Genomic DNA, 13944 nt, shown 5'->3' with positions numbered 1-13944 from the left:
CAAAATTATGACAAATCAAGAGAAATTCAAAATCAGTGAGAAATTAGCCGAATACTGCGGCATGTACGACAGCCAGAATAAGGCTGCTAACAGTTTAAAAAATGTTAGTCCGGCAACTGTAAGCCACATGTTAAAAGGTGCAAAACAGTATGGCGAAAGCCCGGAAACACCTGAGGCATGGGCAAAAATTAAGGCTGAAATGTGGAGGAATGTAGCGGCTCAGGTTGGCTGTAAAAATGATGAATGGGTGGTTGCTGAAACCCGCGATTTTAAAACACTGTACAAACTGCTCGCCTATTCGAAAGAAAACTCAAAAGTATCATTCATTACCGGCGCAACCGGATCGGGCAAAACCGAAACCATTAAAAAATTCACTAAAGAAAACAAACAGGTTTACACTTTGAAATGCAATGACTTTTGGAACCGCAAAACATTTCTTTTTGAGCTTTTAACAGCTATTGGCGAAGATGCAAGCGGATACACCATGTATGAACTTATGGGCGTGATTGTTCGCAAGCTGAAAGAACAGGAAGCCCCGTTATTGGTACTTGATGAAGCAGACAAGTTGAATGATCAGCTACTGTACTTTTTTATTACCCTTTACAATAATCTTGAAGACCATTGCGGCATAATAATGATTGCCACTGAATTTCTTGAAAAACGGATTAAGAAAGGCATTCGCCTTGGTAAGAAAGGGTACCCGGAAATTTACTCGCGTGGAGGTAAAAAGTTTATCAAACTTAACGGTGTCGGGTCAACCGATGTACGTGCAGTTTGCGTTGCCAACGGTATTACTGAAGCAAGTCGTATTAAAGAGATTTATGAGGATTCAGACCATGATCTCAGACGTGTAAAGGACAAAATTAAAGCATACAAAAAATTAGTACAGGGGCAGGAAGCATAAAGGGAAGATTTTAGAATGAGTGGGACGAGTGAAGTAAAGTTGAGCAGGGCAATATCAGTAAGTCAGTTAGAATCGATGAAGTTTAATGAAATACCATTTGAGGGAGCTTGGGAGGCAATGATGGGACGCCCAGAGCTTGGTGGCTCGTGGTTAATTTGGGGCGACAGCGGGAACGGAAAAACCCGCTTTGCCCTTCAGCTTTGCAAGTATCTGGCATTACTTGGTTACCGCGTAGCTTATGACAGCTTAGAGGAAGGTGCATCAGTATCGATGAAAAAGGCATTTAAGGCAGTTGGCATGAGCGAAGTTAAACGTAAGGTGATATTACTGGACAGTGAACCGGTAGAAGACCTGAAAATTCGCCTGAGGAAACGCCGTAGCCCCGAAGTAGTTGTAATTGACAGTGTACAGTACTCGGGACTAAACTACCGCGATTATACCGCCTTGCGCAAAGAGTTTAAGAACAAGCTATTTATCCTGATCTCTCATGCTGATGGTAGAAATCCATCGGGGAGAACTGCTAAAAGCATCCGTTACGATGCATTTGTGAAGATACATGTTGAAGGCTACCGGGCATTTGCCCTTAGCCGGTACGGTGGAGGCCAGCCTTATACAATATGGAAAGCAGGAGCCGAGGCCTATCGAAACGAAGACTTATAACAAACAAAACAAGCAAATACAATGGAACTAAAAATTAACAAAAAACTGCGTTCGGGTACGCTATTGCATACCGCTTGCCGCCTGTCGGTTTCCGAGAATGATCTTTGGGAAATGTTTTTCGAGTCGGGGTGTATTTACCTTGAAGATTTGGCAGAGCAAATAAAACGTAAGCGCGTGTTTGATGCCCTGTTTAAAGCATTTTTAAACAGCCCGGAATTTGGAGAGATGCTCCCTTGCGAGGTGTTTAATAAAATTCGTTTTTCTCCGGCTTTTTGGTTTTGGTGGAGTGTTCATTTTGAAATGACATGCCAAAACGAATTTATTGAGAGCAAACAAGACCTGGGCAATAACCTTGCAATGATTGATGCCCTTATTCCAAATTTTATACTTAAACAAATTTTTTATGGCAAACAAAAACCTGAGTGCCGACAGAGAGCGGCAGGGGTACCTGCATGTAAAACTACAACAGTTAGAGCAACGCCGGGAAAAGTTAGAAAAGAGGTTGGAAGCGGGATTTGATATGGAAACTGCGCGAATTTTAGCACTGGTTGAAAACAGTATTGAGTGTACACAAAAGCGCATTGACGGCAAATTTAAAGACCCGAGAGCAGATTTAGAATTAACCATTGAAAGAACAGACCGATGAATTATTTAAGCGATAAAGACCTTGTTGAATTTTTTGAGAATGCTGGATTTGAGACTGCGATAATGGCCGTAGAAGAACATTTTCCAAGCTATCATGGAAAAGTTGAAACTATGGTTATAGACAAGGCACATGTGGTAATTAATGGTACATACCACAGAGCGGATGAAGTGTATCAGCAAGTAATGTGCCGCCGTATGGTAGTGCCCGATCCGACCACAATAGCAATAGTAAACGAGATTTTAAACAACGATTAATAATCATTTAAACAGTATTAAAATGAGTGAAAAGATTGAGTATGCAAAACTCAGTGCTGAAGAAAAAGCAGAGATAAGAAGACAGTTGGAGGCTGAAGATCAGGCTCAACGTGAAGTCGAAAAAAAGTTAAAAGCAGACTATGACAACCTGAAAAATGAACAGGTGAATACAACTTTTAAAAGTTTGCAGCTTGTATCAACTAGCCTTGAGGCAGAAAAGGCTGATATTTTCGCCCAGTTTGGTGCATTGCTCGATATGAAACAAGAGGTTCATAAACTTACAGACGAACAAATGGAGCGTCAGCAGTCGCACACATTTACCTCTGATGATAATAAACGTTCAATCATTATTGGCCACAACATTATTGATCGCTGGGGCGATGATGTAGGCATTGGTATTGAACGTGCCAATAAGTGTATTGAGAATTTAATTAATGATCCGAAAGCGCGTGAATACCTCAGAACCTTATTAAAACCAAACTCGCAGGGAGTGCTGAAAGCAAGCCGTGTGTTAGACCTTGGCAACAAAGCAAAAGAACTTGGAGACAAAGAACTGATTGAGGCGGTTGAGTTTATACAATCGCAATGGAAGCCTCAACGAACCTCGACCTATGTAAAGGCTAAATACCTTGATGAAAACGGGGTTTGGCAGTGGCTTGCCCTTAGTATGAGTGCAGTTTAAACACTATACAGTCCACGGGATAAGACTATAACCCGGCGTTCTTGAGAGTAATTATAAGTCTTGGGAAAATTTTTCCCACGTAGCAATTGAACTAAGTCCCCGGTGTGATTGACCGGGGCAATTTGGGGCGGTGGCGGAATTGGTAGACGCTGACGCGAAATGCATAAACTAAGCTTGGTAAGATGGGCACTTGTGAGCAACTCAGATCATCGTTAATCGGATCAAATTGAGTAGAACAACCATCATGCAGGTTCGAATCCTGCCCGTGCCACAACCATTATTACAGCGTAATACAGGATCGTTAAGGAATAACGCTAAAACCTGACAACCCGGAAGAGACGGGGAGGTAGCACCTCTTAAACGAAGACTGGTTAGCGACCGTGGCTGAAAGTGTGCTTCACTGGAAAAAGCGGGTAAAAGGTCACCCCGATGGGCAGTTTCCCGGAGAAAGACCTTTTTACAAATCAATAAATTTTTAGAATTATGATGCAAACGTGGTTTGAAACCAAGATTAAGTACATGAAGGTTACTGCAAGCGGAAGTGAGCAGATGGTAACCGAAGATTTTTTATTTGATGCTGTTAGTTACACCGATGCTGAAACGCGAGTGATTAAGCAAATGCAGCAAATAATTAAAGGTGGAGAGTTTTCGGTGCGAAACATTAAGCAGTCGCAAATTGCCGAGGTTTTTCCTTACGAAAATGGTGAGTGGTGGTTTAAAGCCAAGGTTAACCTTGTTACGGTTGATGAAGATGCCGGAAAAGAAAAAAGGCTTACTACTTATTATTTGGTTATGGCCGATGATTTAAAAGAAGCTCTAGCCCGGATAAACGAGAGCCTTAGCTATTTGGTTATTCCGTTTGATTTGGAGGTTCTGAGCCGTACCAGCATTATGGATGTTTTTCCGTACAACTTGGAAGAGGGAGCCGCTAAATTGAGGGCAAACGCTGAAACACAGGAAGCATGATTTTAGCAGTAATAGAGAAAGGATCAATCGGGGAGTTGGCTTTTGGCTTCTCCCTGATCTTTGCCTTTGTGGTTATTGTTGGTCGCACTTTAAGTTGGAGCTACCGTAAAGGCAACGAACCAACGGATGTATGGCCTACATTGTTTCAGGTGAGCTGTGCCGACAGGCGCACCATCGAACGCTGGAACAAAGAACTGCCGGTACCAGAGAGCCCGGATCAGCATAAAGTAGCTAACGAAATTGCACACCGCATTTTGCACTACAACGGTTTGAGTGTTATGGATGCCCCACGCCCTACTGCCGAAAGTATGACCTGCGCTTGTGGGCATAAACATCCCTTTGTACATGCCTTTGGCAAATGTGGTAAATGTATGGAGGAAAGGGCGATTGTATGAACATAAATAGTCCATTCTCAGCCGATTTTGAAGCACAGAACGATAAGGATTCTAAAAGTTTCTTTTGTATGGAACTGGTGTGGTTTATCACTGAAAACGATGCCGATTATGAAGCCGAATTTGCCAAAGCCAAAACCGGAGAATGTTCATACAAATTTCAATGTGAAATTTATAAAAGAACCATGAAGAGACATCAAGCGGTTCAACAAAAACTTGAATTTTAATAATAGAGAATAAATAGGAGAAACCAAAGATGAATGTATATGCAATTAGGGCATTTATTAAGCCCGAACAAAAAGGTGGTGTAGTGTTTAAGGGACATAGTTATAAAGGAATTGTGTTTGCCAAAACACCAACACGCGCAAAAGAAAAGACAATTGATTTATTGATCAAATCATTTTCAGAGAGCGACGCTGATGTAACAAAAGAAGTAATAACCATAAAGGAATGTAAGCCTTACAACGACTTTCTTATTCCGCCAGAAAAGAAGTAAAACGATGGAACAATTTATAAAAGATGTAGCCGAAATGCGGAAGGAACAAAAGTTGTATTTCCGTTACCGTAGGCCCGACCATTTGCAGAATGCAAAGAAGTTAGAGCGGGTTGTTGATAGCAAGATTGATGAATTACTGGGTACCGAAAATAAAGAACAGACCAAGGAACCTGAACACCCTAAATTATTTTAGGCATGACAGACATAAGTCCTATACACGATTTATACGAACGGGTGAAGCTTGATAAAAACGAGTATTCTGTTTATTCTGGAAATGATCCACGTCTCCGGGATATTAACCTTATGAAAAACTACCGGAAGGATGAAATTGATAATTTCAGGAAGGCTTATGTTATGGCTTTTCGTGTACTTGCCCGGCGTTTGGCATCTATGCAACGTCTGTGTTATGTTTCAAGTATTGGCGGGCATACCTTACTGAAAGAATCGGGTTATTCCGATGTGTGGGCAGAATACCAAAGTCATATTGATAAAGCAATTCGTGCTTATAAGTTTATTAAAAACCTTGAGCATGATATTGCTAACGAATATACGGCCATTGAGCGCGAAAAAGAGCAAAAGATTGCAAACGATTTTGCTTTCTCTGAATTGTTGGCTGTACCAACTCAACCGATCACCGGAGTTCAACAAACATTAAACTTTTAATACGATGGAAACCTATTGCGATAGTTGTGGAAAAAGAATCCCGGATGATGAGATTTGCTATTGTGCCGGACAGTTAACTCTGTGTGGCAATTGCATGGACGAATACAATGATATTTTCTATGTAGATGGCGAAGACAACGAAAACGAACAGAAAAGCGGCGAAATAGACGTTTAAACAATGATTAAACAGTAATTATGATACTTCCTTTTAAAACAAAGTATGCTAATGGCAGCGAAACAAATTTTGTTGCCAAAATATGGGCGGGACTTTTTCCATTGGATGTACCATGTGACATATGGTTGCCAATTATAAAAGAGTGTCGGGAGAGAGGTTTGGTACCTCCCGGAGAGAATGCTGGTGAATGCCTGAAGGATATCGTTCCAAAGCTTCACACAATGCGTGAAGATAAAAAAGACCGTTGGCGTCCGGGAATGAAAATACATGCCTATGTTTTTAACCGCACAAAAAACATGTTTCAGTTTGTGCCGGTGTTGGAATGTAAAGCTATACAAGATGTATTCATGACCTTATCGGTGGTGAATGGTTTTGAAGTTTCGGTAGATGATTCTTATTTGTATTACGCAGATATAGAAACACTGGCAATAAACGATGGATTTAAAAACTCTGCCACAATGCAAGATTATTTCTTTCCCAAAAGATGCAGGTACGATGAATGGAGCGGCAAAATTATTCACTGGACGGATTTAAAGTATTGATATGTCTCAAATTAACAAAATAAAAAAGCAGTCAAGTAGTTCGTTCTCGAAGATTGGAGATGCTATGAATCCAGATAATCAAAAATTCTATCCTTTTATGTTGGCTGAGGTATTTCACAGTATCAATGACAAGCTACTGTGTGATTATTGCGGCAGACAAGAATTTTATGGCAATTCAGCAGGATATTATTGGGCAGATATTGTATTCCCAGCCAAAGGAGCAGATCCTAAAGTTTGTTGTAGTCTAAATGACTGCCCAAACTCTCCCGGTAAAATGTGGGAGTACAATGATCAACTACACGGACAATATAAGCCTTTATCGATACCTGAAGATGCTCCATTGTCGTGGCAAATGGTTTTTAGACGTTGGTTTAATGGTAGTACTCGTTTTGCAATAATGAAATATGCTAAGGTTGATTTTGAGGTGTTTAAAAAGGTTTGTCAGCCATCAAGCTACGAGGGTGGCAGTTTTAAAGACGGATATAACTACTACAATGGGGATAGACTAATTTATACATCAGAGTTTCGCAAAGATGAAAAAAGTATTGTATTGGCTTTAACCAATGCAGATATAATAAATACAATTAATGAAATGCTGTCAGCCATGCGTTTTGTTCAACTCAAATTATTTTAACCAATGACACAAACAAAAGACAAACACCGCAAATTAATGACCCTGCTTAGTAAGGCCGGGGTTGATGAAGAAACCCGGCACGATCTTGTTTATGCATGGACTTGTGGACGTACAAAAAGTACAACCGGCTTATATGATAACGAGATTGATGATATTATCTGGAAGCTTCAAAACGATGGCTTGTTTTCGTCGAACGTTAAACGATCAGCCAACGCAATAAACGAACTGGCCATAAAAGAAAAGCGGAGCATTGTACTGGCCATTGCACAAAAAGTAGGCATACACGAAGGTACGAGCTTTACAAAGTTTAACGCTTTTATGAAAGAACGGAGTGTACTAAAAAAACAACTAACAAAGTACACATTTGAGGAGTTAACAGAACAGTTGATTCCGCAATTTAAAAGCATTGAAGCCAACTTTGAGAAAAGCAAGGACAAAGCCTTTAATAAGGCTTGGCACGAGCATTATAAAATACCAGAGATAACCAATAACTAAAATTCATAATATGAGCAACAAAACAACCTTCCTGTTTTTCGATACAGAAACCACAGGATTACCAAATGATTTTAGTGCGCCGTCATCGAATTCCGAGAACTGGCCACGACTGGTTCAACTGGCGTGGATTATTACCGACAGTGATGGTAATCATATAAAGGAGCGTGAATATATAGTGCGACCCGAAGGTTTTTCCATCCCCGAAGATGTATTAAAAATACATGGTATTACAACTGAACGAGCTCTGAAGGAAGGTCGGTCACTACAGTTTGTACTTGTTATGTTTTGTGTTGATTTAGAAAATGCCAATTTTATAGTAGGCCATAATATCAGCTTCGACATCAAAATAGTGAGTGCCGAATTTCACCGCACTGGTATTTATAACTTCTTATCTAATAAACCAAAGCTGTGTACCAAAAAGGCCGGTGCCGATATCTGTAAAATACCAAACCCTCACGATTATGAAGGTTATAAAAGGCCTAAATTAACTGAATTACACCGTTACCTGTTTAATGAAGATTTTAGTAATGCGCATAATGCAATGGCAGATATTCAAGCAACGGAACGTTGTTTCTGGGAAATGAAAAGAATGGGAGTAATCTAAATCGAGAGATAATGAAAACATTAGAAGAAAGAGCTGTATCAGAATATTTGAAAAATAGGAAAAAGCCAAAGCACTATCAAATGTCAGACGGGGCATATATTGATTGGTTTCGTTTGGGAGTAAAGGCCGCAGAAGAATGGATTTCGTGCAATGATGAAATGCCGGAAGATACACCGAAGCTTATAGATGAAACTTACCCGGATGGGAGTTCTACCATGCAGGTTTTAACCAGAAGTGAAACAGGACAGATAAGCGAAAACAGCAGAGTTAAACAAGTTGGCAAAAATGGTAAATGGGTTTGGGTAATAACCTTTATGGATGAAATGATTGTTGAGTGGAAACCGCTTGTAATGCCTTGAAATGACCTCCAACGAGTAGCTAAGAACTGCGAAGTGGTTTTTAGCGTTTGTTGGAGGGCGTTTCTCATTTTTTGTTAACTTCCGGCACAATTATTGACATAATAATTTTATAAACCCATAAAACAAAAGAAATGAAAAGATTTTTACTCCTACTGGTTGTAGCTCTCTTCAGTGTGTGTGCATATACCCAGGAGCCGATTTACACCACTGAACAAACACAGCTGCTGTTAACACAAATAGCGGAGGCCAAAACAATAGAAGATTTACCAGTGATTAAAACCCGTTTAACCGCTCTTAAAACAGACCTATTCAGCATCGAAAATTTTACAGATGAAATTACAGACGAACAATACACCGGCTGGCAGATCACAGGAGAAATAAGGCGCGGTGACGTATTTGAAGTACATGGCTTGTATAATTTACCAACTCCGGTAAAACAAGGCGGTAAAGCAGGTTTAAATGATCTTCGCCGCAGGGCTAAATATTACTCCGCTGTTTTGGTTACTCCGGAAGGTGTAAATACTGATGCAAAGTTTATGCCCCGGCACTTTTCCAATGCCTTTAGTTATGGTACTGAAGAAAAGATTTGGAACGCCTACACCCATCGGTACGATGTGCTTGTACAGAGAGCAGAATATCAAGCAAACAAACAATAATAAAAACCCAAAAACTTAAAGATTATGGCTATTGATTTACTTGCAAAATTTAGTGTAACTAACAAAATTAAAGTGGATGACAAAGACGTTGTAAAACTATTTGCTCCATTACTGGTTGAAGGAGAAGAGATAAAATTAGCTTATACACACCTTAGAGATAAAGTAATCTTTACAGACAAAAAGATCATCGCTCTTGACGTGCAGGGCTTAACCGGATCAAAAAAGGAATTTAGAGTATTTCCTTATTCTAAAATTACTTCTTATTCAGTTGAGACTTCAGGCACTTTTGATGGTGACAGTGATTTTAAAATCTGGCTTTCGGGTGTTGGAGCCTTTTCAATAAAATTTGCACGAAGTTTAAATATACATGAAATTGGCAGTTTCCTTGCGCAACGAATAATTTAGGAACAAGTATTGAACGGTTAAAGCTCCGGTAATTATTGCCGGGGCTTTTTTTTGCTTGACACATTAAACATAAGTGCCTACATTTGTAGAAAGCCACATCCATAATGAGTTACAACCGGAGAAACATACTGCAACGAATGATCGATATTCAAAACATTGTTCTTTCTCACACCAATCGGGGAGTAACACAAGAGTGGGTATTTGAAAATGAGATTTTCCCGGTTTACAAAATATCGCGCCGTACTTTTTATTCATACCTTAACACCAACGCTAAGGCCGAACTGAAAAAATTAAACAAAGTGGCCGAAATGCAACCAAGTTTATTTTAACGTTGCTGGGTTAATTTCAAAAGGCACTTCCACCTTCTCATATGTTTTCTGAGCTGTTCTGTCGGTTAAAGTATTGTTGAACAAATGCGTGTATGCCTGAACGGTGTCCCAGCGTTTCTGCCTGAATGTTCTTTTCCGGGTTAAACCCAAAAAGCCCGACAAAGCCCCATACACATCATTTATTACATCCATTTCCTGAACAAAAGTATCGAGTGTTGGCGAATCGGGTGAGCTTTGTCCGGTTGGTAGTACTGCTACCGTTATACCAATTTGTGCGCCGCCTTTTTGGGCTTTTTTGCCTAGCTCTGCCCAATCCACTGTATCAAGATCGATTAACACAGCCGGGTAGTCCATTGGGTAAGCCTGTTCAGGGTTAGCTAACTGGCCTTTATCGGCATCGATGGTGCGAAGTGCCGGAACTGTTTCGCGCAGGTGGTTGGCTATTTCAGCGTAAATATTGAACATGATTATTTGTTTAAAATTTTGGTTACATCTTTTTCAATTCGTTGGTTCACTTTTTCAATCAACTCTTTTGAGTGGCCAATAAACTGGCGTTGCGGGATATTGCTTCCGGGATGGTTTACTTTTTTACGAATCACCGCTCCACCCTTTCCCATAAACTTCAGTCCTTTTTTAGCACGTGGCCGGATTGTATGCGCCTTGGTTTTGCCGCCCCGGTTGTGGATCGATCCGTAAACCTTGTCCGTTCCCCAGCTGGTTTTGGCAATGTCGGTTTTGTAGTCTATTGAGTCCTGAAGTTCGCGAGTTTCTCCGGTAAGTGTTTTTCTACCGGTGTCTGTTTTTCGCTCAGGCCACTTTTGCAAGCCGTTGTTTACAAAGCCCTCTTTGTCGAAGTTTTCTTTAAAATGATCGACACCCATTTTACCAACAATACGCGGAGCATCGTTACGGATGTATTTTGCCAGTGCTTTCTGATGTTTGGCTAAATCGGCTGGTAAATCGTTAATGTTTTTCGACATTGATTTTTAATAAATTAAACCTTATCTTTGTATCGGTCGTCTGTAGTAATACACTTGACCCTCCTAAGCCTCGACTTCGGTCGGGGCTTTTGTATTAAATAGGTAAATCGCCATTAAGTACATCGTTAATATCAGCAACGCCCAGGTACTTGTCTTTTGTTACAAAATGAACATTCTCAATACGAACATCTTTCATCCGGTTAATCCGTTGTCTAAATGCCGTTTTAATAATTTTTGCATCGTATTTATCAGGCAGTTCAAACGTAACATCTCCGGTTAAATCGCGACTTTTAAACTGACGGTTGGCATGTTGTAGCTCTTTATCGAAATTATTAAAAGTCATTTTTGTTGGTGTCTTAAATTCATTCCAACGCCCGTTAACCATTGAATCTAAACTATCATGTCCGTGCAACTCAACCATACTCCCACGGTTGGCGAATATTTTTGCAATGCGTTTATTGGCTTTCTTTTCAATCTTGGCCAGTTTTTCCACAGAGAAATAACAGCCGTTGGATTTTGAGTTGTGGTAGAACTCAAAAATTTCGCTGTCTTCAATTCCGTAAACCTCGCAAATGTTTTGTCGTAGAATCACCTCAGCTCGCTTCCGGTTCTTTTGAATGTGTGGGTGACTTGGAGCAATTAACGCCCCGTCTTTTCCCGGATTATTGTCTAAGCCCGGATCAGCAACCGGCTTCAATCCTTTCATTACACTTAGCTCTTCATCAGTTGTAGTCCAGCCACACTGGCAACCCCAATCAGAGGGTGGCAAAATTGAATCAAGCAGAGGATCATCCATGGCAAACACCATGTCGTAATACTCCTTGTGTTTGTCGCGAGGATTCTTAGCCGTTGATTTAAGGTATTTGATGTTTGGAAACAAATCAGAATCCTCAACAGCTTTTGCCCATCGTTTGGCAGATCGACACGCCCGTTTTGCGGCATTCCACTCTGCTTTCAAGTGGGTGTAATTATAATCGTTTGTGGTAGATAATGCCTCTTCTGCAAAATCGGTAAAAGTTTTGGCCTCTGATGCTTTTTTAAGGTGTTCGAGTGTTAGGGTTTGGTTGGCACTTTTAAAGGCCGCAAAAACGCTGTTTTGGTACTTCAGCTTATTTTTTAGTGCCGGGTAGGTGTTGCCAAACTCCTGATCAACCACCTCGTTAAGTTTGTTAACAGTAATTTCCCAAAACTCGCGAGGAAAAGCACCGTCATAATCACCGGTGTAAACCTTTTTTACTGCCCGGTTAACAAGCGTATCGATGTTACTTGTTTCTTCAGGTGTAAAATCATCCGATAAACAGATGTCGCAACCACAACCGTTAGAATGATTGTAAAGGGCTGTAAGATCAGCCCGGAGGCGGAATATGTTTCGCTCCGGGCTTAGCCGAAAAAACGGAAGCCCCTTTGTTTATGTGGTCTGTCGGAAAGCTCTTCTTTTTTACTACCCGATTCCTTTTGTTGCTTTAATTTTGCTCCGTTTTTAGGTACAGGTATTTTATACTTGTTGTACCAATACTCCGGTTCAACCTCTACAATTTCACTCACACCTTTATCTACCTCAAAAGTTTCTTTGGTGGGCTTGGTATCTTCTTCAGGTAGTCTAAACCTACCTTTTCCGGGATGATATCCGTGAAGTTCCAAAAGCTCTTTAAAACGATCATTTAATACTCGTAAAACAAAGCGTAAATCAGCTTTTTTTACTTCTTTCTCGCTTTCTGCATGTACGTCGCCTTTGTACTTTCCTCCCTCAGCATCAGTGGTAAGTGTGTTGGTAAGTATTGTTTTCGACATTTGTTTGTCGCACCAATCGGCAAAGCTTTCATGTATCCCTTTTCCTGATGTTGAAGTAGTATTTTGAACAAACTCGATATTTGAACCTTCAGGGACTGCCACACTAGATGCTGATCCCATTTCGTCCATTGCTTCAATAAGCTCTTTTCGGGCTTGTGGATTGTGAGCCGGGTATGTTCCCTTTCGTAATGGCATCCCGAATACTTCAGCAAAAGTTGCCCAATCTGAAACATCGCCTCGTTTCAGTAGAACATATGGAGCACACTTCAGAAGTAAGCCAAGGTCTTTTTTTCGACCGGTAGCTAATACGTAGTTCCAAAGCGGTGTTTGAGTGTAATCGATACCCGAATTATTATTATCAGAATCGCGGTACTTGTATATGTGCAATGGCGGTACAACATGACGGCGATCTATTAATTCAACCTCCGGAGCTTTTTGTCCGGGAAGGGTAATATCGCACCAGCTTAACGAGTGACCATACAAACGGCTTTCAATAATATTGCGAAGCAATTGCTCAAATGCTTCTGTTTCCATCAAATTATCAACCAACTCATTTTCTTTCCCATCACCTGAAAAAACAATTCCAGCATTCAGGATTTTAAGAATACGTTTTTCGGTAACCGAAGTTAGGTGCCCATCAAGCATAATATCATGGTACAGGTTTTGCAGCGGTGAAAAATCGGGAAAATCCGGGTCTTCAGCAGCTTGCAAAGCCTTTTTCCAGTGGCTTAAATCTTTGGGTTGACGGTTATAGCTTTGCAGCTTAATAACAATTTCGGTTGTTTGCTTTTCTGCCATGTTCTACTTGCTTAAAATTGATTATTACGTTTAGGGTTACTTTTCATTTCCACTACCAGATCAGGTTTAACCTCGTCGGTTTCGCCCTGCAATTTTGCACCTTGTAATAGGATTTTCCCTGATTGTATTTTACCCAATGTTTTAACAGCATCTTCGTACTCCAATCGTCTTATTTCGGGCATGGTGTTACAGGCAGAATGTAGGCGATAGATAGCTATAATCCGGCAAAGTGAAAGAATGGTTTTATTACGTGCATCACCTTCTTTACTAAATAAATCATCAGTATCGTACTGGGCGCAAATGTAGCCGGTCACTTCTTCCTGGGCTTCGCTGCAAGCGGTTGTAATTTTGGCATCGTTTGCACGGGTAATGCCGTTTAAAATCTCTTCGTATATATTCTGACCTAAGTCTGCTTTGCTGATAAATGCCATAACTTAAAATTTAGAATTCAGTGTTTCGTGTTCTTTGGGCATGTTATTCCTGATAAAATCCAAGCAGCGACATATATTGTTG

General features: G+C 40.5%; 25 protein-coding genes. 20 read left to right on the top strand and 5 right to left on the bottom strand.

Translation table 11 applies throughout. The features are described 5' to 3' along the window. The first annotated feature begins 7 nt into the window (after positions 1-7). The 20 genes from QZ576_RS09495 to QZ576_RS09400 all read left to right on the top strand — a co-directional run bounded on the left by QZ576_RS09495 (position 8) and on the right by QZ576_RS09400 (position 9862). Positions 8-904, top strand: a complete 897-nt coding sequence (locus tag QZ576_RS09495) for an ATP-binding protein (RefSeq protein ID WP_297096452.1) — start codon at positions 8-10, stop codon at positions 902-904. A gap of 15 nt (positions 905-919) precedes the next feature. Continuing rightward, positions 920-1564, top strand: coding sequence for a hypothetical protein (locus tag QZ576_RS09490; RefSeq protein ID WP_297096450.1), 645 nt, complete (start codon positions 920-922; stop codon positions 1562-1564). A gap of 21 nt (positions 1565-1585) precedes the next feature. Beyond that, positions 1586-2083, top strand: a complete 498-nt coding sequence (locus QZ576_RS09485; protein WP_297096447.1) for a hypothetical protein — start codon at positions 1586-1588, stop codon at positions 2081-2083. 123 nt (positions 2084-2206) lie between these two features. Beyond that, on the top strand, positions 2207-2464 hold the full coding sequence (locus tag QZ576_RS09480; RefSeq protein ID WP_297096445.1) for a hypothetical protein: 258 nt from the start codon (positions 2207-2209) through the stop codon (positions 2462-2464). Between the two features lie 22 nt (positions 2465-2486). Further along, positions 2487-3146, top strand: a complete 660-nt coding sequence (locus QZ576_RS09475) for a DUF3164 family protein (protein WP_297096443.1) — start codon at positions 2487-2489, stop codon at positions 3144-3146. 483 nt (positions 3147-3629) lie between these two features. After that, positions 3630-4112: a DUF4494 domain-containing protein gene (locus tag QZ576_RS09470; RefSeq protein ID WP_297096441.1), complete on the top strand. Its 483-nt coding sequence runs from the start codon at positions 3630-3632 to the stop codon at positions 4110-4112. Then, the gene (locus QZ576_RS09465; RefSeq protein WP_297096439.1) at positions 4109-4507 is read left to right on the top strand and encodes a hypothetical protein; all 399 of its coding nucleotides are present in this window, start codon (positions 4109-4111) and stop codon (positions 4505-4507) included. Before QZ576_RS09470 ends, QZ576_RS09465 begins: the two co-directional genes overlap by 4 nt. Next, positions 4504-4731 (top strand): hypothetical protein, encoded by a 228-nt coding sequence (locus QZ576_RS09460; RefSeq protein WP_297096437.1) that lies wholly within the window; start codon positions 4504-4506, stop codon positions 4729-4731. Before QZ576_RS09465 ends, QZ576_RS09460 begins: the two co-directional genes overlap by 4 nt. 29 nt (positions 4732-4760) lie before the next feature. Then, positions 4761-5000: a hypothetical protein gene (locus QZ576_RS09455; RefSeq protein WP_297096435.1), complete on the top strand. Its 240-nt coding sequence runs from the start codon at positions 4761-4763 to the stop codon at positions 4998-5000. A 4-nt stretch (positions 5001-5004) separates the two neighbouring features. Further along, entirely contained in the window at positions 5005-5193 is a 189-nt protein-coding gene (locus QZ576_RS09450; protein WP_297096432.1) for a hypothetical protein, read from the top strand. A 2-nt stretch (positions 5194-5195) separates the two neighbouring features. Further along, complete coding sequence (locus QZ576_RS09445; protein WP_297096430.1) at positions 5196-5663, top strand: hypothetical protein; 468 nt, start codon at positions 5196-5198, stop codon at positions 5661-5663. 4 nt (positions 5664-5667) lie between these two features. Beyond that, a complete protein-coding gene (locus tag QZ576_RS09440) occupies positions 5668-5838 on the top strand; it encodes a hypothetical protein (protein ID WP_297096428.1) in 171 nt (56 codons plus the stop codon). 20 nt (positions 5839-5858) lie between these two features. Further along, positions 5859-6380, top strand: coding sequence for a hypothetical protein (locus QZ576_RS09435; protein ID WP_297096425.1), 522 nt, complete (start codon positions 5859-5861; stop codon positions 6378-6380). 1 nt (position 6381) lies between these two features. Next, positions 6382-7014: a hypothetical protein gene (locus QZ576_RS09430; RefSeq protein ID WP_297096423.1), complete on the top strand. Its 633-nt coding sequence runs from the start codon at positions 6382-6384 to the stop codon at positions 7012-7014. A gap of 3 nt (positions 7015-7017) precedes the next feature. Continuing rightward, positions 7018-7509, top strand: coding sequence for a hypothetical protein (locus QZ576_RS09425; protein ID WP_297096421.1), 492 nt, complete (start codon positions 7018-7020; stop codon positions 7507-7509). A 10-nt stretch (positions 7510-7519) separates the two neighbouring features. Next, the gene (locus QZ576_RS09420) at positions 7520-8113 is read left to right on the top strand and encodes a 3'-5' exonuclease (RefSeq protein WP_297096418.1); all 594 of its coding nucleotides are present in this window, start codon (positions 7520-7522) and stop codon (positions 8111-8113) included. 11 nt (positions 8114-8124) lie between these two features. Continuing rightward, positions 8125-8472, top strand: a complete 348-nt coding sequence (locus tag QZ576_RS09415) for a hypothetical protein (protein ID WP_297096416.1) — start codon at positions 8125-8127, stop codon at positions 8470-8472. 131 nt (positions 8473-8603) lie between these two features. Beyond that, the gene (locus QZ576_RS09410; protein WP_297096414.1) at positions 8604-9128 is read left to right on the top strand and encodes a hypothetical protein; all 525 of its coding nucleotides are present in this window, start codon (positions 8604-8606) and stop codon (positions 9126-9128) included. Positions 9129-9152: 24 nt separating this feature from the next. After that, complete coding sequence (locus QZ576_RS09405) at positions 9153-9533, top strand: PH domain-containing protein (protein ID WP_297096413.1); 381 nt, start codon at positions 9153-9155, stop codon at positions 9531-9533. A gap of 104 nt (positions 9534-9637) precedes the next feature. Next, on the top strand, positions 9638-9862 hold the full coding sequence (locus QZ576_RS09400) for a hypothetical protein (RefSeq protein WP_297096410.1): 225 nt from the start codon (positions 9638-9640) through the stop codon (positions 9860-9862). Here the strand turns inward: QZ576_RS09400 and QZ576_RS09395 are convergent. From QZ576_RS09395 to QZ576_RS09375, 5 genes are all read right to left on the bottom strand, one after another. Beyond that, positions 9854-10327, bottom strand: coding sequence for a hypothetical protein (locus tag QZ576_RS09395; protein ID WP_297096409.1), 474 nt, complete (start codon positions 10325-10327; stop codon positions 9854-9856). The genes QZ576_RS09400 and QZ576_RS09395 overlap by 9 nt on opposite strands. Before the next feature lie 2 nt (positions 10328-10329). Beyond that, the gene (locus QZ576_RS09390; protein WP_297096407.1) at positions 10330-10842 is read right to left on the bottom strand and encodes a phage virion morphogenesis protein; all 513 of its coding nucleotides are present in this window, start codon (positions 10840-10842) and stop codon (positions 10330-10332) included. 94 nt (positions 10843-10936) lie between these two features. Further along, complete coding sequence (locus QZ576_RS09385; protein ID WP_297096405.1) at positions 10937-11998, bottom strand: hypothetical protein; 1062 nt, start codon at positions 11996-11998, stop codon at positions 10937-10939. 224 nt (positions 11999-12222) lie between these two features. Then, on the bottom strand, positions 12223-13431 hold the full coding sequence (locus tag QZ576_RS09380) for a DUF935 family protein (RefSeq protein ID WP_297096403.1): 1209 nt from the start codon (positions 13429-13431) through the stop codon (positions 12223-12225). 11 nt (positions 13432-13442) lie between these two features. Continuing rightward, complete coding sequence (locus tag QZ576_RS09375) at positions 13443-13862, bottom strand: phage protein Gp36 family protein (RefSeq protein ID WP_297096401.1); 420 nt, start codon at positions 13860-13862, stop codon at positions 13443-13445. Between the last annotated feature and the right edge of the window lie 82 nt (positions 13863-13944).

Origin of the sequence: uncultured Draconibacterium sp. (genome assembly GCF_913060805.1) — a bacterium.
Lineage (GTDB): Bacteria > Bacteroidota > Bacteroidia > Bacteroidales > Prolixibacteraceae > Draconibacterium.
Note: the sequence above shows the minus strand (reverse complement) of the source record. Positions and strands in the feature narration are given on the sequence as shown.